At 34.1% G+C, this 21477-nt stretch carries 16 protein-coding genes; 5 read left to right on the plus strand and 11 right to left on the minus strand.

Going from position 1 to position 21477, the window contains the following annotated elements:
- Positions 1-274: 274 nt before the first annotated feature.
- Together FLB_RS01270 and gyrA are read right to left on the minus strand one after the other, a co-directional pair.
- Complete coding sequence (locus FLB_RS01270; protein ID WP_064714160.1) at positions 275-1546, minus strand: tetratricopeptide repeat protein; 1272 nt, start codon at positions 1544-1546, stop codon at positions 275-277.
- 38 nt (positions 1547-1584) lie between these two features.
- Positions 1585-4239, minus strand: a complete 2655-nt coding sequence (gyrA, locus tag FLB_RS01275; protein ID WP_064714161.1) for a DNA gyrase subunit A — start codon at positions 4237-4239, stop codon at positions 1585-1587.
- Positions 4240-4498: 259 nt separating this feature from the next.
- Here gyrA and FLB_RS01280 point away from each other — a divergent pair, with 259 nt between their 5' ends.
- The 5 genes from FLB_RS01280 (at position 4499) to FLB_RS01300 (ending at position 13204) form a co-directional block, all read left to right on the plus strand.
- Entirely contained in the window at positions 4499-7048 is a 2550-nt protein-coding gene (locus FLB_RS01280) for an ATP-dependent Clp protease ATP-binding subunit (RefSeq protein WP_064714162.1), read from the plus strand.
- A 129-nt stretch (positions 7049-7177) separates the two neighbouring features.
- A complete protein-coding gene (gene rimK, locus FLB_RS01285; RefSeq protein WP_064714163.1) occupies positions 7178-8557 on the plus strand; it encodes a 30S ribosomal protein S6--L-glutamate ligase in 1380 nt (459 codons plus the stop codon).
- A gap of 350 nt (positions 8558-8907) precedes the next feature.
- Positions 8908-11142 carry a formate C-acetyltransferase gene (gene pflB / locus FLB_RS01290; protein ID WP_064714192.1) on the plus strand — a complete coding sequence of 745 codons (2235 nt, stop codon included), beginning with the start codon at positions 8908-8910 and terminating at the stop codon, positions 11140-11142.
- Positions 11143-11234: 92 nt separating this feature from the next.
- Positions 11235-12017, plus strand: coding sequence for a pyruvate formate-lyase-activating protein (pflA, locus tag FLB_RS01295; RefSeq protein ID WP_064714164.1), 783 nt, complete (start codon positions 11235-11237; stop codon positions 12015-12017).
- 29 nt (positions 12018-12046) lie between these two features.
- Positions 12047-13204 carry an OFA family MFS transporter gene (locus FLB_RS01300; RefSeq protein ID WP_064714165.1) on the plus strand — a complete coding sequence of 386 codons (1158 nt, stop codon included), beginning with the start codon at positions 12047-12049 and terminating at the stop codon, positions 13202-13204.
- A 110-nt stretch (positions 13205-13314) separates the two neighbouring features.
- On the opposite strand, the gene FLB_RS01305 is transcribed toward FLB_RS01300, so the two are convergent.
- The 9 genes from FLB_RS01305 to FLB_RS01345 form a co-directional block, all read right to left on the minus strand.
- Positions 13315-13782 carry a CYTH domain-containing protein gene (locus tag FLB_RS01305; protein WP_064714166.1) on the minus strand — a complete coding sequence of 156 codons (468 nt, stop codon included), beginning with the start codon at positions 13780-13782 and terminating at the stop codon, positions 13315-13317.
- A 14-nt stretch (positions 13783-13796) separates the two neighbouring features.
- Positions 13797-14843: an o-succinylbenzoate synthase gene (locus tag FLB_RS01310; RefSeq protein WP_064714167.1), complete on the minus strand. Its 1047-nt coding sequence runs from the start codon at positions 14841-14843 to the stop codon at positions 13797-13799.
- Between the two features lie 189 nt (positions 14844-15032).
- Complete coding sequence (locus FLB_RS01315) at positions 15033-15446, minus strand: type II toxin-antitoxin system VapC family toxin (protein WP_064714168.1); 414 nt, start codon at positions 15444-15446, stop codon at positions 15033-15035.
- Entirely contained in the window at positions 15443-15691 is a 249-nt protein-coding gene (locus tag FLB_RS01320; protein WP_064714169.1) for a DUF6364 family protein, read from the minus strand. The genes FLB_RS01315 and FLB_RS01320 overlap by 4 nt, the downstream gene beginning before the upstream one ends.
- A 167-nt stretch (positions 15692-15858) precedes the next feature.
- Positions 15859-17058: a tetratricopeptide repeat protein gene (locus FLB_RS01325; protein ID WP_064714170.1), complete on the minus strand. Its 1200-nt coding sequence runs from the start codon at positions 17056-17058 to the stop codon at positions 15859-15861.
- A 141-nt stretch (positions 17059-17199) separates the two neighbouring features.
- Positions 17200-17877, minus strand: a complete 678-nt coding sequence (locus tag FLB_RS01330; protein WP_064714171.1) for a metal-dependent hydrolase — start codon at positions 17875-17877, stop codon at positions 17200-17202.
- Positions 17878-17916: 39 nt separating this feature from the next.
- Positions 17917-18879: a 1,4-dihydroxy-2-naphthoate octaprenyltransferase gene (gene menA / locus FLB_RS01335; RefSeq protein ID WP_064714172.1), complete on the minus strand. Its 963-nt coding sequence runs from the start codon at positions 18877-18879 to the stop codon at positions 17917-17919.
- Positions 18880-19042: 163 nt separating this feature from the next.
- Positions 19043-19873, minus strand: coding sequence for a 1,4-dihydroxy-2-naphthoyl-CoA synthase (locus FLB_RS01340; protein WP_024982521.1), 831 nt, complete (start codon positions 19871-19873; stop codon positions 19043-19045).
- Between the two features lie 728 nt (positions 19874-20601).
- Complete coding sequence (locus FLB_RS01345) at positions 20602-21456, minus strand: S1 RNA-binding domain-containing protein (protein WP_064714173.1); 855 nt, start codon at positions 21454-21456, stop codon at positions 20602-20604.
- Positions 21457-21477: the final 21 nt, after the last annotated feature.

Raw genomic sequence — 21477 nt, forward strand, 5'->3', positions numbered from 1 at the left:
ATTGTAACTGCGCTTTAATAGGTTTCTCTAAACCAAAAAAATGCCCTCTGAATTTTTTCATGAGGGCATTTTTTTTGGAGGTATTAAAAGCTGCGATTGTTAAAATTCATTAAAAAGAATAAACCCAGATTCCACATTTGAAATCTGGGTTTTATTAAATTCCCTTTTATTTTAATTTTAATCTTTAAAACTAGCCTCGTTAATAAAAATTACTATGTGTGGATATTTTAAAAAAAACCGACATAACTAAACTTTTTTAAAACTAAAAAGACAATTATTTAATTTTTGCTTTTAGTTCTTTGTATTCAGAAGTCATTTCTAAAGCACTATACACATTTAATAATGTTTTAGCAACATCAACATTTTTAGGGTCTAACTCAACCGCTTTTTTTAGAAAAGGAATGGTACTTTTAAATAATTCTTCACGCTTCTTTTTCAATACATCATAACGCTTCATATCAACAGTTGAAGTACCTAATTTATTCATTTCATCAATAATAGGTTTTTCGTTTTCTAATTTTAAAGCAGCAATGTTTATGTATGCATTAGTATAAGCAGGATTGATTTCAATCACTCTATTGTAGTATTTTTCAGCCTCAACATTATTTTTTGAATTAGCAGTCAAAACACCAAGATTAAAAACTAAATCAGCATCATTAGGATTTTTAACCAAGATATCAGCAACTAATTTTTTATAAGTATCGAAATCTTTAGCTTCCAAATATAGATTAGCTTCAGTTAATGCCAAAGAAGTATCTTCTGGATTTGCTTTTCTAGCTTCTGCAACAGCCTGTTGTGCTTCTTTAGCTTTACCCTGTTGTACTAAAATTAATGCAATATTTTTATAAATTTCTCCCCTTTTAGATGGAATTACTTCAGTTCTAGGTTTTTCATGCGTTCCTAATTTGATCATACGATCTCTTTCTGCAGCCGTTAAGTACATATCTTCTTGAGAAGTTAACTTGTTTACTGCAAAATAATTAGTCCCTTTTCCAGAATAATTTAGTTTCTTTAACTCGTCATAATTTTTAAGAGCAGCATCATAATTTTTTGCATTTACATACGTCGAAGCTGCATAATATAAATTAATAGTATCTTTTTTATCTAATTGATAAGCATCGTATAATTTTTTGGCTGCTACTTCATATTTATCGATTTTTGAATCAGCAATCGCCTCATTAATTAATTTGTATTTAATATCGATTACAGATTTAGTAGCTTGTGCCGTATATTTTGATTTACCAGAAGCTTTCTCAACTTCAATTAAATCTTGGAAAGCACCAGCAGCTAATGATAAATTATTGTCTTTGTCGATACTTTTATTTGCCAAATCTAACATTACATTTCCTTTAACAAAATAGTACTGCGCTTTTTCAGCCTCAGTAGCATTTACAATAACGTTTTCTGCCTCCAACAAAATTGTTTTTGCCTCATCTGATTTACCCGCTTTTAATGCTTTTTCAGCGGCTTTAATTTGATCTTTTTGTGCAAAAGTGGCTACTGAGATCAACATGGTTGACGCGAGTAATACATATTTACTTTTCATGGTATTCTTATTTAAATTTAATATTGATTTAATTTTTATTAAGCATCATCTTCTTCTGATTCTTCTTCTGATTCTTCCGATTCTTCTAGATCTAAATCTTCTTCATCCTCACTATCATCATCATCTGTAGAAGTTTCATCTTCTAAAACTTCCATAACTGGTTTAACTCGTTCAATGGTAACAGATTCAATAACATTACCTTCTTCATCTACTATTACTTCGTTGGCATCATCTTTCATTACTTTTGTTACAGCTGCTATCGAATCACTCCCTTTCAAATTAATAAGTTTTACTCCTTGTGTAGCACGTCCCATAACACGTAAATCCTCAATTGCCATTCTAATGGTTAAGCCAGATTTATTAATTATCATTAAATCATCTGCATCTGTAACTGCATTAATTGATATTAAGTTCCCAGTTTTTTCCGTAATATTAAGAGTTTTAACTCCTTTTCCTCCACGATTGGTTATGCGGTAGACATCCTCCCCATCCTCATCAACTAATTTGGTACGCTTTCCATATCCATTTTCAGTTACAACTAAGATTTGAGAATCAGCAATATCTTCTTTATCAACAGTAACCATACCTATTACTTCATCTTTTTCATCTTTTAAAGTAATACCTCGAACTCCAGAGGCCGTTCTACCCATCGGGCGGGTTTTGGTTTCTTCAAAACGAACTAATTTTCCTGATTTTACTGCTAAGATAATTTGGCTTTCCCCATTAGTTAATTTTGCTTCTAACAGCTCATCCCCATCTTTGATTGTAATTGCGGCTACACCGTTCACACGTGGTTTTGAATATTTTTCTAATGAAGTTTTCTTGACTTGACCTTGTTTGGTCACCATAATCAAATTATGGCTATTTATGTAGTCTTTATCTTTTAAATCTTGCGTACAGATATAAGCCTTTACTTTATCATCACTTTCAATATTGACTAAGTTTTGAATCGCTCTACCTTTGGCAGTTTTTGTTCCTTCTGGAATTTCATAAACCCTCATCCAAAAACATTTTCCTTTTTGAGTAAAGAACATCATATATTGATGATTAGTTGCCACAAACATATGCTCTAAGAAATCTTGATCTCTTGTACCAGCACTTTTTTGACCAACCCCTCCTCTATTTTGGGTTTTGTATTCGCTTAGATTTGTTCGTTTGATATAACCCGCATGAGAAATGGTCACAACAACACTTTCATCTGCTATTAAATCTTCTATACTAACATCGCCACCAGAATACTCGATTAGTGAACGACGAGCATCTCCATATTTATCTCTAATCTCAATTAACTCTTCTTTTATCAAGGCAGTTCTCAAATTTACATCTGCCAATAAAGCACGTAAGTGATCAATTAATTTCATGATTTCTTCGTACTCCGCTCTTAATTTATCTTGCTCTAATCCGGTAAGTTGACGCAGACGCATTTCAACAATTGCCCGAGCTTGAATATCTGAAAGTTTAAATCTTTCAATTAACTTCTCTCTTGCTTCTTCTGTATTTTTAGAGGCTTTAATAAGTGCAATTACCTCATCTATATTGTCAGAAGCAATAATTAATCCTTCTAATATATGCGCTCTCTCTTCAGCTTTTCTTAATTCGAATTGTGTTCTTCTAATTACAACATCATGGCGGTGTTCTACAAAATAATGAATCAAATCTTTAAGATTCAACATTTGCGGACGGCCATTTACTAAAGCAATATTGTTTACACTAAAAGAAGATTGTAGTTGTGTATATTTATAAAGCGTATTTAAAACCACATTTGGGGTTGCATCACGCTTTAAAATATAAACGATACGCATACCATTTCTGTCTGATTCGTCACGGATATTTGCGATACCATCGATTTTCTTTTCATTAACCAAGTCAGCTGTGCGCTTGATCATATCAGCTTTGTTAACTTGATATGGGATTTCAGTCACAATAATTGACTCTCTTCCATCTACTTCTTCAAAACCAACTTTGGCACGCATCACTATACGTCCTCTTCCTGTTTTAAAAGCTTCACGAACCCCTTCATAACCATAAATTATACCGCCAGTAGGAAAATCAGGTGCTTTTATATGAGTGATTAATTCATCAATCTCAATTTCATTATTATCAATATAGGCAAGTGTTCCGTTTATAACCTCAGTTAAATTATGAGGAGGCATATTAGTAGCCATACCCACCGCAATTCCTGTAGCACCATTAATTAATAAGGTAGGAACACGAGTTGGCATTACTTTAGGCTCATATAATGTATCGTCAAAATTCAATTGAAAATCAACGGTCTCTTTTTCGATATCGGCCATAATTTCTTCCGATATTTTACGCATTCTGGCCTCAGTATAACGCATTGCAGCTGGACTATCACCATCCACAGAACCAAAATTCCCTTGTCCGTCAACTAATAAATAACGCATACTCCATTCTTGAGCCATACGAACCATAGCGTCATAAACCGAAGTATCTCCGTGGGGATGATACTTTCCTAATACTTCACCGACAATTCTTGCGGATTTTTTATGGGCTTTATTTGAAAAAACTCCTAAATCATACATACCGTATAGCACTCTTCGATGTACGGGTTTTAGACCATCTCTAACATCAGGAAGTGCTCTGGATACAATTACAGACATCGAATAATCGATGTAAGCTGATTTCATTTCATCTTCTATGTTAATAGGAATTAACTTTTCTCCTTCAGACATAAGTTGTTATATTAAATAATTATATTAATTTCAAAACGTGCCAATATACGGCTTTCTGAAATTTTTTAAGGCATTTTAACAACCTAATTTCTCTAATTTATTAACAATAAAAAAGCGCATAATAGTTAATAAATCGCTTCAATTTTAACTTATAATTTATTATTATTTTTGTCACTTAGCTGACAGCTGATATTAGTAGGAATGATTTTTGTTTATAAATACTAATTCAGTAAATTTACAACTATAAAATAGATACCACATGGATGACAATTTTTCCCCTAGAGTAAAAGATGTTATTACGTACAGTAAAGAAGAAGCCTTACGATTAGGACATGACTTTATTGGTACTGAGCATTTGATGTTAGGCATTTTGCGAGATGGAAATGGAAAGGCTATCCATATTTTAAACAATTTGGATGTAGATTTAGAACATCTTCGAAGAAAAGTTGAAATTCTTAGCCCTGCAAGTCCTATCAGCCTAGAAATAAATCTTGAAAAAAAGAATTTACATTTAACACGCCAAGCTGAAAGAGCTTTAAAAACAACCTTTCTTGAAGCCAAAGTGTTTCAAAGTACTTCTATAAGTACTGCACATCTGCTTTTGTGCATTTTGAGAAACGAAAACGATCCTACAACCAAGCTATTGAATAAACTAAAAATAGATTATGATATAGCTAAAGAACAATATTTGAATATGACTCCAAACGAACAAGATTTTATCGACAACTTGCCAAAAAACGAATCATACAATGAAGATTCAGGACAAGATGACAGTCTTAAAGAAGGCACCTTTAATAATCCTGTAAACAAATCCAACAAAAAATCTAAAACCCCTGTTTTGGATAATTTTGGTAGAGATTTAACCGAAATGGCCGAGGAAGGAAAATTAGACCCAGTCGTAGGTCGCGAAAAAGAAATTGAGCGTGTGTCTCAAATTCTAAGCCGTCGCAAAAAGAATAACCCGCTTTTAATTGGTGAGCCTGGAGTTGGAAAATCTGCTATTGCAGAAGGATTAGCTTTGAGAATCATTCAAAAGAAAGTTTCTAGAATCTTATTCAATAAGCGAGTAGTTACTCTTGATTTAGCTAGCCTAGTTGCTGGAACAAAATACAGAGGACAGTTTGAAGAACGTATGAAAGCCGTTATGAATGAGTTGGAAAAAAACGATGACATTATCTTGTTTATAGACGAAATTCATACGATTGTTGGTGCAGGTGGAGCAACAGGTTCATTGGACGCATCAAATATGTTCAAACCTGCCTTAGCAAGAGGTGAAATTCAATGTATAGGCGCAACTACATTAGATGAATATCGCCAATACATAGAAAAAGATGGCGCTTTAGAAAGACGTTTTCAAAAAGTAATCGTAGAACCAACCTCGGTTGAGGAAACCATTACTATTTTGAACAATATCAAAGATAAATACGAATCGCATCACAATGTAACTTATTCTCCTGAGGCTATTGAAGCTTGTGTAAAACTAACTGACAGATATATGTCAGAACGCTTTTTACCAGACAAAGCTATTGATGCTTTAGACGAAGCGGGTTCAAGAGTTCATATCACTAATATAGATGTTCCAAAGCAGATTTTAGATTTGGAGCGTCAATTAGAAGACGTACGTGAGTTGAAGAATTTAGTTGTCAAAAAGCAAAAATATGAAGAAGCAGCTAAATTACGTGATGATGAAAAACGAATTGAAAAAGATTTAGCTATTGCCCAAGAACAATGGGAAGAGGACTCAAAAAATAACCGAATCAACGTTACCGAAGATAATGTTGCTGATGTAGTTTCTATGATGACTGGTATTCCTGTTAACCGAATTGCTCAGACCGAAAGCAATAAATTAGCTAAATTGCCAGAACTTATCCAAAACAAAGTAATTGGACAAAATGAAGCGGTTTTAAAAATTGCTCGTTCCATTCAAAGAAACAGAGCAGGTTTAAAAGACCCAAACAAACCGATTGGTTCCTTTATTTTCCTAGGTCAAACTGGTGTTGGAAAAACGCAATTGGCCAAAGTACTTGCAAAAGAATTGTTTGATTCTGAAGAAGCTTTAATTAGAATCGATATGAGTGAATACATGGAAAAATTCGCCATTTCAAGATTAGTTGGAGCGCCTCCGGGATATGTTGGTTACGAAGAAGGTGGGCAACTGACCGAAAAAGTACGAAGAAAACCCTATTGTGTAGTGCTTTTGGATGAAATAGAAAAAGCACATCCTGATGTATTTAATATGATGCTTCAAGTATTAGACGATGGATTCTTGACAGATAGTTTAGGTCGCAAAATCGATTTTAAAAACACAATTATCATCATGACATCTAATGTTGGTGCCAGACAATTAAAAGATTTTGGCCAAGGTGTTGGATTTGGAACAGCAGCAAAAGTTGCTCAAGCCGAAGATAATTCTAAAAGTATTATCGAAAATGCATTGAAAAAAACCTTTGCTCCTGAGTTTTTGAACCGAATCGATGATGTTATTGTTTTCAATTCATTAGAAAAAGAAGACATCAACTTGATTATCGAAATTGAATTAAAAAAACTATACGCTCGAATCAAAGATTTAGGATACACCTTGAATCTTTCTGATAAAGCAAAAGCATTTATTGCAGACAAAGGTTTTGACAAACAATTTGGTGCAAGACCACTAAAAAGAGCCATACAAAAATATGTAGAAGACGCTTTAGCTGAAGAAATTATCACTTCAAAAATTAGTGCAGGTGACGAAATTTTTATGGATATTGAAGAAGGTGCCACTGAATTAAAAGTAGTAGTAAACAAAGCAGAAGAACCTACCAATCAATAGATTATAGTAACTCATCCATTTAGCCCGTTGTATTTATTTTATAATATAGCGGGCTAAATCTTTATAATAAATTAACTTTTTTAAAAAACAAAAAGTTACTTTTGATGCTTTATTAAATATTATTACTGTATGCTACAAAACAAAGTAATTCTTGGGAGCGAAGAATGGTGTTCTTTCCCAGATCTAGATATCCCAACCATAAAAGCAAGAGTGGACTCTGGAGCAAAAACATCAGCTTTGCACGCCATAAACATTGCCCCTTTTATAAAAAATGATAGTAATTGGGTAAAGTTCGACATCAATCCTATACAAAACAATAACAAAACCGTAATTCATTGTGAAGCGCCATTGGTAGACAAACGAATTGTAAAAAGTTCCAGTGGGTATAGAGAACAACGTTATGTTATACAAACCCCATTAAAAATTGGAGGGGATACTTGGGCGATAGAAATGACATTAACTAATAGAGATTCGATGGGATTTCGAATGCTATTAGGTCGTGAAGCCATGAGTGGTAGGGTTTTAGTAGATCCAGAACAAAAGTATTTATTAGGCCAACCCTCAGCAGATAACCTGAAAGAATTATACAAGAATGCCGAAAAAGCAAGTTCTGGTTTACGAATTGGGGTTTTAGCTAGTAACCCAGAATTGTACAGTAATAAACGAATCATGGAAGCTGGTGAAATGAGAGGACATGAAATGCATTTTTTGAATATCAAAGAATGTTATATGAAATTAGACGCAAAAACACCAGAAATTCACTATCGAGGTGGAAAAATACTCAATCAATTTGATGCAATTATTCCGAGAATTCGTCCCAGTATCACTTTTTATGGTTGTGCTTTGACCAGACAATTTGAAGCCTTAAAAGTCTTTTGTCTTAATTCCTCAACTGCAATAACGCAATCTAGAGATAAATTGTTTTCATTACAATTATTGCTCAACAATGGCGTTGATATACCAACCACTGGATTTGCAAACTCACCACTGGACACCAATGATTTAATAAAAATGGTAGGTGGCCCGCCATTAATAGTGAAATTATTGGAAGGCACGCAAGGCAAAGGAGTCGTTTTGGCAGAAACTAAAAAAGCGGCAGAGAGTGTGATTAATGCATTCAAAAGTTTGAATGCAAATATTTTAGTACAAGAATTCATTAAAGAGGCAAATGGAAAAGATATTCGTTGTTTCGTAATTGATGGGAAAGTCGTTGCTGCCATTCAACGTGAGGCAATGCCAGGCGAATTTAGAGCTAATATCCATCTTGGAGGAACAGCTTCCATAATTAAGGTGACCAGTGAAGAAAAAAGAATCGCTATAAAAGCGGCTAAAGCGATGGATTTAAAAGTAGCTGGAGTAGATATCATTCGCTCTTCTAAAGGCCCATTATTGCTCGAAGTAAATTCATCCCCTGGTTTAGAGGGAATCGAAGGAGCTACCAACAAGGATATTGCTGGTGAAATGATAAAAGCCATCGAAAAAAACTTTAAAAACAAAATAGTAGTTTAAAATAAACAAAAAATCAAGGAGTCCACTTGAAATTTCTTAAAAAAAATTTCAAGTGGACTCCTTATTTTGGGTACTCTAGCCAAAATTTAATCAAAAAATAATGTTTTTTTTTAAAAAATTACAAAACAACCATCGAAAATTATGAAATAGATGTTTTGTAAAAGTAAACAAAGCAAAAAAAATGACTTGAATTTCTACCAATTCTGAGGTCTTTTATATTAAAAGAAAAACATTTGACACTTTTAATTTCACCTTATTTTTCAAGGCTTTTTTTTCGTAAATTTGAATGTATTCATTTAGCTAAGTAAGTGAATACAAGTATTTTAAGAACATTGAAAAAAATTAATGAAATGGAAATTGTAACAAATACAGCAACGTTTAAAAAGGGAAATTGGACTACAACGATTGATGTTTATGATTTTGTAGTAAAAAACATAAATCCGTATGAAGGAACAGCAGATTTTTTAGTTGGACCTTCAAACAAAACCACAAAATTATGGGAGGCATGTAAACAACAATTATTAAAAGAAAGACAAAATAACGGTTGTTTAGCCATCGATACCGAGACTATCTCTAATATTACTGCTTTTGGCCCTGGATATATCGATAAAGAAAATGAAGTGATTGTTGGTCTTCAAACTGATGTTTTACTCAAAAGAGCCATGAAACCTTTTGGTGGAATCAAATTAGTAGAGTCAGCAGTTAAAGAAAAAGGCCTACAAGTGTCAGAAAGAGTATCAGACATCTTTAATTACGCTAAAGACCACAATCAAGCTGTTTTTGACGCTTATGATACAGAAATCAAAATGTATCGCTCTAAACACGTTTTAACTGGATTACCTGATAATTATGCTAGAGGAAGAATTATTGGTGATTTTAGACGTTTACCTTTATATGGAGCTGATGCATTAATTGAAGCAAAAAAAGCTGATTTTGCTAATGTAATTGGAGAAATGAGCGAACACAAAGTGCGTTTACGTGAAGAAATCACTAGCCAAATCAAAGCATTACAAGATATGAAAACTATGGCACTATCTTATGGTGTCGATGTTTCTAAACCAGCTACTACTGCATATGAAGCGGTTCAATTCACTTATTTAGCTTATTTAAGCGCCGTTAAAGAACAAGATGGTGCCGCAATGTCACTTGGTAACGTTTCGTCTTTCTTGGACATTTATATTGAACAAGATTTAAAAAGTGGTTTAATTACTGAAGAAGAAGCTCAAGAATTTATTGATCAATTCGTAATGAAACTGAGAGTAGTTCGCCATTTACGTCCAGGTGCTTATGACGAAATATTTGGTGGAGATCCAACATGGGTTACTGAAGCTATTGGAGGACAATTCCACGATGGTAGAACAAAAGTTACTAAAACTTCATTCCGTTTTTTACAAACCCTTTATAATTTAGGTGCTTCACCAGAACCTAACTTAACTATTCTTTGGTCACAAAACCTTCCAAAAGGATTCAAAGATTTCTGTGCTCAAGTTTCTATCGACACCTCTTCTCTACAATATGAGAACGATGATTTGATGAAAGCCAACAGAGGTTCTGACGACTACGGAATTGCTTGTTGTGTTTCTTATCAAAAAATTGGTAAATCAATTCAACATTTTGGAGCACGTGCCAACCTACCTAAAGCTTTATTGATGGCTTTAAATGGTGGACGCGAAGAAGACAAAGGCGCTTTAGTCATCAATAACATTCCAGAAATGAATGATGAAGTGTTGGATTATGATAAAGTAATAACAGCTTTCAAAGCAACTCTAGCTGAAGTAGCTCGTGTATATGCCAAATCCATGTTCATTATTCATTACATGCACGACAAATACTATTATGAAAGAGCTCAAATGGCTTTAATTGATAGTGATCCTGCTATTGATATTGCTTACGGTGCTGCTGGTATTTCAATCATTGCCGACTCGTTATCTGCTATCAAATACGCAAAAGTAAAACCTATCAGAAATGAACAAGGATTAACCGTAGATTTTAGTATAGAAGGTGACTTCCCTAAATTTGGTAATGATGATAATCGTGTAGATGATATTGCTATAGAAATCACAAGCTTATTCATTGAGGAATTAAGAAAACATAAAACATATAAAAATGCTACTCCTACCCTTTCTTTACTAACAATCACATCTAACGTGATGTATGGTACAAACACTGGAGCTACTCCTGATGGAAGAAAAGGTGGTGAATCATTTGCTCCTGGAGCTAATCCAATGCACGGAAGAGATGTAAATGGAGCTATCGCTTCTTTAAACTCTGTAAGTAAACTGAAATACAATGATGCTCAAGATGGTATTTCGTATACCTTTTCAATGATTCCTAAATCATTAGGATCTACAAAAGAAGATCAAATCTTGAACTTAAAAACTACTCTTGACGCTTACTTTGGAAGAGATGCACATCATTTGAATGTCAATGTTTTAAATAGAGAAACTTTGATGGATGCTTATGAACACCCAGAAAATTATCCTCAATTAACCATTCGTGTTTCTGGATATGCTGTAAACTTCGTTCGTTTGTCTAAAGCACATCAATTGGAAGTAATTAGCAGAACTTTCCACGATAGAATGTAATTAAGCATTAAATTCAATGTGAATGATTAACTTTAAAACCTGTTTAGAACCTATACTCTAAACAGGTTTTTTTAATAAATTTCTTTTTGCCTATGTATTTTCCTGAACAATCCCAACATGATGAAGCCTTAAATAATGCAGATATTGATTTGCTCCGTATACATTCTTTAGAAACTTTTGGTACACATGATGGTCCTGGAATTCGAATGGTGATTTTTGTTCAAGGTTGCCAATTTAGATGTTTGTATTGTCAAAATCCAGATACATTAGATGTTCATGGAGGTTCGTTTATTCCAATAGATGAATTGGTTCAAAAAGCAATCAACCAAAAACTCTTTTTTGCAGAAAATGGAGGAGTTACCGTTTCTGGAGGAGAACCTTTACTTCAAAGGGCTAAATTGATTCCTTTTTTTGAAAAACTTCATCTCAATGGGATCTCAACTTGTTTAGATTCTAATGGTCGTGTTTTAGACGAACAGACAAAAGAATTATTAGATAAAACCGATATTCTACTACTAGATGTTAAGCATATCAATAATGATTGGCATAAAAAACTCACTGGGTTAAAAAATAAAACTACATTAAAAGTTGCCAAATACCGTGAGCAAACTGGAAAACCAATGTGGTTGCGCTATGTTTTGGTACCTGGTTGGACTGATCAAGAAGAATATTTGCATGAATGGGGAAACTACTTTTCAGACTTTAAAACAGTAGAAAGGGTAGAAATCATTCCATTTCATCAAATGGGAAAACACAAATGGGATTTATTAAATTTCGAATATGCTTTTGCAGATGTAACATCACCAACAGAAGAAATTATCCAAAAAACAACCGCTATTTTTCAACAATATTTCAAAAATGTTGTGGTGAAATAAACTAAAATTTTTCAAAATAATTATACAAAATGTCAAAAAATAAATATTTAATGGTAGTTGCAGGAATGATTATGCAACTGTCAATAGGCTCTATCTATGCCTACAGTAAATGGATAGAACCATTATCGAAAGAATTGAATTGGGATGCGCACGACACCAAAACCGCTTTTAGTTTAGCCATTTGTTTCCTTGGACTTACCGCAGCATTTATGGGTAAATTTGCTCAGAAAATTGGCCCATCCAAAGCAGGTAGCATTGGAACAATCTTTATGATAATCGGTTTAATTGGAAGTAGTTTTGCTGTAAAATGGAGTTCAATTGAACTGTTCTACCTAACTTTCGGAGTATTACAAGGAATAGGTTTAGGATTTGGCTATGTTGTTCCGGTCTATACTGTTGTAAAATGGTTTCCAGACCGACCAGGTCTAGCCTCTGGTATAATTATTATGTCTTTTGCTTTGGGATCTTTGTTGGCTTCTTTTATAATTGGACCATTGTATGCCTCAATAGGCTTGTCTAGTTCATTTTTAGTATTAGGAATCGTTTATGGAGTTTGCATGCTGTTAAGTGCTTTTTATTTAGCAAATCCAGTGGCCGAAAATAGTTCAAAAGAACATGTTACAATATTAACAGCAAGAGAAATTATTCAAGACAAACGTTTTATTGCATTATGGTTATTGCTCTTTTTAAATGTTTGTGGTGGTATTGCAATTATTTCAAAAGCAGCAATTTTAGGTGAAGAAGTAGTAGGAATGACTGCTACTCAAGCTACTTTATTTGTAGCCATCATAGGACTATTCAATGGTTTAGGACGTCTGTTTTGGTCCAGTATCTCGGATAAAATTGATTGTTGGTCAACCTTTATGATTTTTTTGACTGTAAATATGATTTGTTTTGCTTTGATTCCTATGGTAGCTACTAATAGTACCTCCTTTCAAGTCGTCACTTATATCATTATTGCTGGTTATGGTGCAGGTTTTTCTACCATGCCATCGTTTGTAAAATCCATCTATGGCGCAGAAAATTATGGACAAGTTTTTGGTTATATTTTAACCGCTTGGTCTGCTGCAGCTTTTGTTGGCCCAATACTCTTGGGATTGACTCATGAAATCACGATTTTCTATTTATTCTCGCTTCTAATCGGAATAGCTTTATTGGTTGGGTTTTGGTTAAAAAAATTAATCTAATTTATTAAAATGTATGCTAAAAAAAGCCCTCAAAAACACTATATTTTGAGGGCTTTTTTATGATTTTTTACAAAACGCATCCATTTAGAATTTATGAATTTCATTTGTGATTACCAACTTTTAAACGGATGCTCACTCAAATAGCCGTTGTAATAGCGGACATCATTGGTAACTTCTTCTCCTAACCATTCAGGTTTGAGAAAGGTTTCTGTTTCAGATGATAGTTCTATTTCCGCCATTACCAAGCCTTCATTTTCGCCATAAAAAACATCCACTTCAATGACGTGATTTCCAGATTGAACTTCATAGCGCGTTTTATCAATGGTTGCTTTCTCGCACAAATGCATCAATTGCTGCGCTTCTTCAACCGGAATTTCTTTCTCCCATTCAAAACGCGACAAACCACTTTCATTACCTTTTCCTTTGATGGTCAAAAAACCTTTATCTCCTTTTATTCTGACGCGAACTGTACGCTCTGGATTTTTGCTAATATATCCCTGAGCTATTCGATTATGAGCAAAAGCTTGTGAAATAAAATCGGTTGAAGTGACCAAAAATTTTCTTTCTATTTCTATCATCTAGACTATTTTATTTATGAAAAAATGGCTTTATCAAAATGCCAATTTGCATCTTTTCTATACCAAAGCTGCCCCTTTTCGACTTCCAAAGGACAATCAAAATTATTGGTATACAAAGCTCCAGTTCCTAAACCCTGAGGCATTTTTGAATTTTGAAGATACGTCCATTGAGCAATAGCATTCAAACCAATATTGCTTTCTAAAGCTGAAGTAATCCACCAGCCAATTTTATATTTATCAGCCAAAGTAATCCATTCTTGTGTTCCTCTAAAACCACCCACAAAACTAGGTTTCAAAATGATGTATTGCGGTTGAATATCTTTCAGTAATTGCTCTTTGTCAGCAAGAGAAAACACACCTATGAGTTCTTCGTCTAAAGCAATAGGAAATGGAGTGGTTCTACATAGCTCTGTCATAGTGTCAGTATTGTTTTTTGCAATTGGCTGCTCAATACTATGTAGTTTAAAACCAGTAAGTTGATTCAGTTTATGTAAAGCTTCATTTGAATTAAAAGCGCCATTTGCATCCACTCTAATTTCAATTTGATTTTCAGAAAAATGAGTGCGAATATACCCCAACAAAGCCAGCTCTTTATCAAAATCAATGGCTCCGATTTTAAGTTTTATACAACTAAAACCTTGTGCAATTTTTTCTTCGATTTGGGCTTTCATAAACGAAGGTTCACCCATCCAAACAAGTCCATTTATCACTATAGATTGAGAACCATTAGTAAAATCTGATGGAAAAAGTAAAAATGGATTTTCGCTTTTGAGCGACAAAAAAGCCATTTCGACCCCAAATTGGATGGAAGGAAATTCCATTAAAGCTTCCCACAAAGTGCGCTCTCCTAAATGAATATTTTCGCAAACCCAATGCAATTTCGTTTTGTAATCAGGACGGTCATCGGCGCTTAAACCTCTGAGAATCCCGCACTCTCCTATTCCCCATTTTCCATCTTCTTCTAACACCAAAAACCACGTTTCCTTAGTGGTCATAACGCCGCGTGACGTTCCTGATGGTCGTTTAAAATCAAGTAAGTATTTATGATAGGTTGCTTTCAAAATTGTGTCTTTCTAAACTGTTCTGTATATTTTATTTCATACTCTACTTTTTCTTGCTTCCCCTTTTTGATACTAACAAGACTGAATCATCCTTTCTATTTCAAATTATCACAATAAATCAAAAACTAAAAATCTTTCTAATAATGCTAATTCCAAACTATTGCTTACTAGCGGTTAGCAACAGCTGTATTATATAAGACTACTTAAATATTCTTCAGCTGTCATAATTGGAATTGTAGCATTCTTAAAATCTTTTCCGTTTCTAGTTATAATTACTGAGCAGTTAGATTGTAAAGCGGTAAAATATTGAACAGCATCCTCAAAATCTTTAAAATTCGAATTCAACGCTTTCTCAATTGTTTCTTCAGTAACTTCACAGACCTCACAGATTATTTTAAACTTTCGAAGTTTATTCAGAACAGATTCGGAACTTTCGTATTTATTCAAAACATAATCTATTGTCGTGAAAGAAAGAGGCGAGACAATTATAGCAAGTTTTTTTTGATCTGCCAAAGTAGCAACTTTAGCAATAGCATCAAAAAAAGGAACTCTTTCTCCCAACAAATCTAATATTACGTTAGTATCTAAAAAAATTCTGCTCATTTGTGTTTTTGTTCTAAATAATCAGCACGATCTTTTTTATAATCATAATCAGCTGGAATTTCAATTCCCGAAGAAAGACTTTTTACAAAAGGTGAAATTTGTATGTGATTATTTTCTTTATCCGAAGTCAAAGAATTAAGGTAATTTTCAACAATTCGAGATAAGCTTATTTTTTTTTCAGAGGCATAATGTTTAGCTTTTTCAATTATTTCTTGGTCAAGCTTTAATGTGAGTTTAGTATCCATAGCAGAAAAAATTTGTACGTACAAATATATAAATTTAAGACGGAAAAAATATGGGTTTCTATTTTTTTCGATTGCTGCTTAAATCTATATATACGATATAGAATCGTCTAATTATTCTTTTATAATTTTATGAATTAAATTACAATTTTAACTCTGCTAAGTCTACTCTACTTAAATAGACTTAAAACACGCTCAAAATCATCAGATTTAATTCCTAGTTTTTGAAAGGTTTCGAAATCTACTTTTGTCTTTTCAATCCAACTCAAACTGTCAGTGACATTTTGATTTTGGTACTTTTTGTAAATCGCTTTGGCAGATTTGTAGTTGTCGTTTAATAAATAAGCGTGGGCTAAATTCAACTTAATCAACAACTCGGTATCGTCTAAGCGCTCGCCGTCTTGCAAAAATTTAATGGCTTTTCCGTATTGCTTGGTCAACAAATAACTGGTTCCAATAGCATTATAATCTTGGACTTTGCCTTTACCATCATTGATAATCATTTTTAGTTTGGTGATGGCTTCGCCGTGTTTCCCTTGTTTGGCTAATTGGCTAGCTTGCTTTCTTTCGTCAGCATAGGTTGAATTAGAAACGCTAGATTCACCAAAACAGCTGTTGCCAAAATCTTTGAAAGCTTTGTTACGCTCTTCTTTTAATAGCTTTTGAAACTCGGTGTGGGTGTGTTTGTTTTGGATTTTGTCTAAAACACAAACACAAAAGTCGTCCGAATTGGTCATTTTTTGAGCCATTGTGGAGGTTTTACATTGCTCGATAATGCTTTTTCGGTTACTTGCGCTCCAGCCGCGGCTCAATTTATAATCGACCCAAGGCACAACCTCTAACACTATTTTTTGCTTCATTATCCAATTCTTGCTTTCGAAGCCAAACCAAATGGCATTGGATTGCAAGCAAGTTGATTTGTCTGTGGATAAGCGTTTGGCATCTTTGCTCAAAGGGGTTTCTTGCAAAAAACAAGCCTCTGTGGTACTACCCGTTTTTTGATAGGTTGTTGCAGCAGCATTTGAAGAAAAAATAGCGTATTGGCATTTATCATCGCCAGATATTTTAGACAAGATAAACACCGCACCCGCAGAACCTTGACTAATTCCAGTAGGGTCTGGAATGGATTTTAGTACCGAAACCAAACTTCCCGCCATTTGTTGGTTTTCGTCTAATAAAGTAATGCGATAGACTACTTCGGTTGTCCCAGTAGGTAAGTCTTCTGTTTTGATGATGATTCGGTCTCTTGCGGAAACGATAATTTCTTTGGAAGTAGCTCTTTCTTTGTCCCAATAGCCCGTTTTTTGAGCTAGAAGTGATGGAGAACAACAAAGTAATGCAAAAAGTAAAAGGAATGTTTTTTTAATCATAATTAAAATATAAAAACAAAGCGTGATGAATGCACTAGACCCTAGCCCTGATGGGAACGGCATCCTTTACTGCCGGGGTTCGGCAGTAAAGATATAGTGGACAGCAGGAAACAGCTCCTAATTCTTACTATACCAGATGAACTACAATTCTATCGACTCGCCAATGGATAAAAGCATCAGGTCTTTTCCTTTGTCGAAAAACTTCTTGATGGCTTGTTCGTGATTGATTTCGATGAAACCAAAAGTATCAAAATGACAACCTAAGACTTTATCACATTCTACAAAATCCGAAGCAATAATGGCGTCTTCTATATCCATCGTGAAGCAATCACCAATTGGGAAAATCGCCAAATCTAGTTTGGTGCGCATTGGGATTAATTTCATATCCATCGTTAGCGCCGTATCGCCAGAGATGTAGATGTTTTTGTGTTCGCCTTCGATTACAAATCCACCAGGATTGCCACCATAAGTTCCGTCTGGGAAGGCGCTTGAGTGAACCGCTGCCACATATTTTACTTTTCCGAAATCGAAAGTCCAGCTTCCGCCGTGATTCATCGGATGGAATTTTAGTTCTTTAGTACCATAGTAATTGGCAATTTCCCAATTAGAGACAATCACAGCGTCCGTACGTTTAGCAATAGCCTCGACATCTTGTATATGGTCAAAATGAGCGTGGGTAATCAAAATGTAATCTGCTTTTAGTTCATTTATATTTATATGGCTAGCTTTTGGGTTTCCAGTGATAAATGGATCTACCAAAATATGTTTTCCTGCCACTTCAATTCCGATACAAGCGTGTCCGTAGAATGTAATTTTCATAATTTAATAATTAAAAATTGAAAGATTGAAAGAAGCCTTTTATCGGCCACCCATAAAAGTATTCACAATAACGTCTGAAAAGAAATAAATCATACACAATGAAAAAAGCACAGAAAGTAAAAACGTACTTAAGGCTACTTTTTTCAACTCAGGATCTAATTCTTTAGGGTTGGTGTTTTTTTTCACCGTATCCAAATGTTTAACCAAAGGGTAATAGGCTACTAAAAACAAGTATTGATCGATATTAAAATTATTGAGTAAAGCAAAGACAACAAACACCACCATTGCAGTGATAATTAGAACATAATGGTATTTTTTGGCTTTTTCGCCGCCCATTTGTACCACGATTGTATTCTTTCCAGATTTTCTATCCGAGGCTTCGTCTCGCATATTATTTAAGTTAAGTACTGCAACACTCAACAATCCGATACCAATGGCAGGCAAAAACAAATCGAAATCCAATTGTTTAGAATACAAAAAGTTAACCCCAAGCGTACTTACCAAACCAAAGAATACAAACACAAAAACGTCTCCGTATCCGCGATATCCATAAGCAGATGTCCCGACTGTATATTTGATAGCTGAGGCAATAGCCAAAACTCCAAGTACTAAATAGAACAACGAATACACAAAATTGGTGTCTCCAAAAGCAATATAAATTAATGTAATGGCTGATAAAAGCGTAAGTATAGAAGTGATGATTATGGCACGCTTCATCGCTGGCGCAGAAATCACTCCACTTTGAATAGCTCGTTTTGGCCCTACTCTATCTTCGTTATCGGTGCCTTTTACGCCATCTCCATAATCGTTGGCAAAGTTTGACAATACTTGCAGCCCCAAAGTGGTAAGCAAAGCAAAGCCTAAAATAGACCAATTGAATACTTCGGTAGGCGTTAAAACATAATCTGTTGGATGCGCTAAGGCATACATACTCCCCACAATTATTCCCGATACGGATAATGGTAAAGTTCTTAATCGTGCGGCTTGAATCCAGTGTTTCATTTCTTATTTTTTGTTTTTAAAATGTTTAAAAGTTTAAGATAGTTTACAAGGTTTAAAGTTGTTTAAAGGTTTAAAAAATAATATAAAATGTTCTCTATTAAACAATTTTAAAAAACCTTAAACTATTTCAAACAAATTTAAACCATTGAACAACTATAAACTTTTAAGGCAGCCATTTCTTTTCGAAATTAGGTTTGCGTTTTTCTAGGAATGCATTTCTACCTTCTTTTGCTTCTTCGGTCATATAGGCTAAACGAGTGGCCTCGCCAGCAAAGACTTGTTGCCCAACCATTCCATCATCCGTTAGATTCATAGCAAATTTTAGCATTTTGATAGCCATTGGTGATTTTGCCAATACCTCTTGTGCCCATTGATAAGCCGTTTCTTCTAATTCGTCGTGAGGAATCACAGCATTGACCATTCCCATTTCAAAAGCTTCCTGAGCAGAATAATTACGACCTAGAAAGAATATCTCACGGGCTTTTTTCTGACCTACCATTTTAGCCAAGTACGCTGAACCATAACCACCATCAAAACTAGTTACATCGGCATCTGTTTGTTTGAAAATAGCGTGTTCTTTACTAGCTAAAGTCATATCGCAAACTACGTGCAAACTGTGTCCACCGCCAACAGCCCATCCTGGCACTACTGCAATGACAACTTTTGGCATAAAACGAATAAGACGTTGTACTTCTAGAATGTTCAAACGATGTTGACCATCATCTCCCACATAGCCTTGATGTCCTCTTGCATTTTGGTCACCACCACTGCAAAACGAATACACCCCATCTTTAGTAGAAGGACCTTCGGCAGATAACAAGACTACTCCAATAGAAGTATCTTCTTGAGCATCATAAAAAGCTTGGTATAATTCGGAAGTTGTTTTGGGTCTGAAAGCGTTACGAACATTGGGTCTGTTGAATGCAATTCTGGCTACACCATTGCATTTTTTATACGTGATATCTTCAAATTCTCTAGCGGTAATCCATTCCATTAGTTACAATTTTAAATTTTTAGTGTAAAAATAAAGCATTTTTCTATTTTAAACTATTCTTATTGAATAAGCTTTGATAATCCTAATCTGACGAATCTTTTTGAAGTGTTAAAATTGGTCAGAAATTCAGTTTTTTAACAAACACGTACTAAAAAAATATGTACTTTTAATTATTGCTAATCAGCTTTGTACTTCTTTTTTTTTGAGCTTAGGTTAGCGCGGATTTTTTCACTGAATTATTAACCTTAAAAAATGAAAGCTTTTGAAATTAGTTAAAAAAAATGTCGCTCAATTTTTTTCGGAAAGAATGATAAAATCTACTTCAAAAACAATTGGGCAAATGGATGATTTGTTTGCAAAGTATTTTAGAACATAATAGTAGCACCTACAGTCAACAATAAGCGTTTTCAATTTGGTTGCCTAAAAGAAATAAGGAGTTTAACTGAAATCGAATCGTTACAATATATATAACAGACTAATGGTTTTATTGCAAGGTTAATTCTAGTATTCTGAACCAATCGAAAATTCCATTTAAAGACAAAACATTCAATAGGTATTTTACACTTAAGTTAATCTATTATAAGCAGTTAATTTACGTCAAAAACTGTTGTTTTTCAGGTGATACAAAGACCTTAAGAATGTATCCTTTTTGAAGACAATCTTGTCATCAAAAGAGAAAAGGCTAACCGTACATCGATTAGCCTTTTTTTTGTTTTATGCTGTTAGAATTATTCTTGAATCAAATAAATTCCGTCTTCTTTAATCTCAATTACTTTATCTCTGTACAATGCACCAATGGCTTTTTTGAATGTTTTTTTACTCATCTTCAATACCGTTTTTATGTCTTCAGGATGTGAATTGTCATTCAATCGCAAGAAACCACGACTTGCTCTCAATTCATTTAAAATCTTTTCAGCATTGGGTTCAATATTTTGATACCCTTGAATTTGCAACGAAACATCAATCTTATTATCAGGACGAATATTTTTGATGTAGCCTCTCATTCTATCCCCAGTTCGAATAGCATCATCGTACACTTCATCTTTGTAGAGTAATCCTTTATGCTTTTCGTTGATGATTACGTTAATCCCAATTTCGGTAATATGCGAAACGATTAAATCTACTTCTTCTCCTTTTTCAACTGTAAGCACATCATTACTCAAAAACTGATTGGTTTTGCTAGAAGCGACCAAACGATTCGTTTTTTCATCCATATACAAATACACCAAATAGCGTTTTCCTTTTTCCATAGGACGTGCTTGCTCTTTGAAAGGAACCAAAATATCTTTTTCCATTCCCCAATCCATAAAAGCACCTACTTGGTTGATGTAATTTACTCTTAGTAAAGCAAATTCATTCAATAAAATATAAGGCGCTAAAGTGGTAGCAACAGGTCGTTGTTCGTGGTCTAAATACACAAAAACTATCAATTCCTCACCAATTTCAAATTCGTTTGGAACATATTTGTTAGGCAATAGAATATCGTGTATTCCTTCTGGGTCTTGCTCAGGGTTGCCTAAAAACAAACCTACTTTGGTATCTCTTAAAATGGTTAGGGTATTGTATTTTCCTATCTGAATCATTATCTTCTATTTTCTATGGCG

This window comes from Flavobacterium succinicans (genome assembly GCF_001662485.1).
GTDB classification, from domain to species: domain Bacteria; phylum Bacteroidota; class Bacteroidia; order Flavobacteriales; family Flavobacteriaceae; genus Flavobacterium; species Flavobacterium succinicans_A.

Bases quoted from the DNA above. Each gene is read 5' to 3' on its own strand.
- FLB_RS01270 (WP_064714160.1), bottom strand. From the start codon at position 1,546: ATGAAAAGTAAATATGTATTACTCGCGTCAACCATGTTGATCTCAGTA.
- gyrA (WP_064714161.1), bottom strand. From the start codon at position 4,239: ATGTCTGAAGGAGAAAAGTTAATTCCTATTAACATAGAAGATGAAATG.
- FLB_RS01280 (WP_064714162.1), top strand. From the start codon at position 4,499: ATGGATGACAATTTTTCCCCTAGAGTAAAAGATGTTATTACGTACAGT.
- rimK (WP_064714163.1), top strand. From the start codon at position 7,178: ATGCTACAAAACAAAGTAATTCTTGGGAGCGAAGAATGGTGTTCTTTC.
- pflB (WP_064714192.1), top strand. From the start codon at position 8,908: ATGGAAATTGTAACAAATACAGCAACGTTTAAAAAGGGAAATTGGACT.
- pflA (WP_064714164.1), top strand. From the start codon at position 11,235: ATGTATTTTCCTGAACAATCCCAACATGATGAAGCCTTAAATAATGCA.
- FLB_RS01300 (WP_064714165.1), top strand. From the start codon at position 12,047: ATGTCAAAAAATAAATATTTAATGGTAGTTGCAGGAATGATTATGCAA.
- FLB_RS01305 (WP_064714166.1), bottom strand. From the start codon at position 13,782: ATGATAGAAATAGAAAGAAAATTTTTGGTCACTTCAACCGATTTTATT.
- FLB_RS01315 (WP_064714168.1), bottom strand. From the start codon at position 15,446: ATGAGCAGAATTTTTTTAGATACTAACGTAATATTAGATTTGTTGGGA.
- FLB_RS01320 (WP_064714169.1), bottom strand. From the start codon at position 15,691: ATGGATACTAAACTCACATTAAAGCTTGACCAAGAAATAATTGAAAAA.
- FLB_RS01325 (WP_064714170.1), bottom strand. From the start codon at position 17,058: ATGATTAAAAAAACATTCCTTTTACTTTTTGCATTACTTTGTTGTTCT.
- FLB_RS01330 (WP_064714171.1), bottom strand. From the start codon at position 17,877: ATGAAAATTACATTCTACGGACACGCTTGTATCGGAATTGAAGTGGCA.
- menA (WP_064714172.1), bottom strand. From the start codon at position 18,879: ATGAAACACTGGATTCAAGCCGCACGATTAAGAACTTTACCATTATCC.
- FLB_RS01340 (WP_024982521.1), bottom strand. From the start codon at position 19,873: ATGGAATGGATTACCGCTAGAGAATTTGAAGATATCACGTATAAAAAA.
- FLB_RS01345 (WP_064714173.1), bottom strand. From the start codon at position 21,456: ATGATTCAGATAGGAAAATACAATACCCTAACCATTTTAAGAGATACC.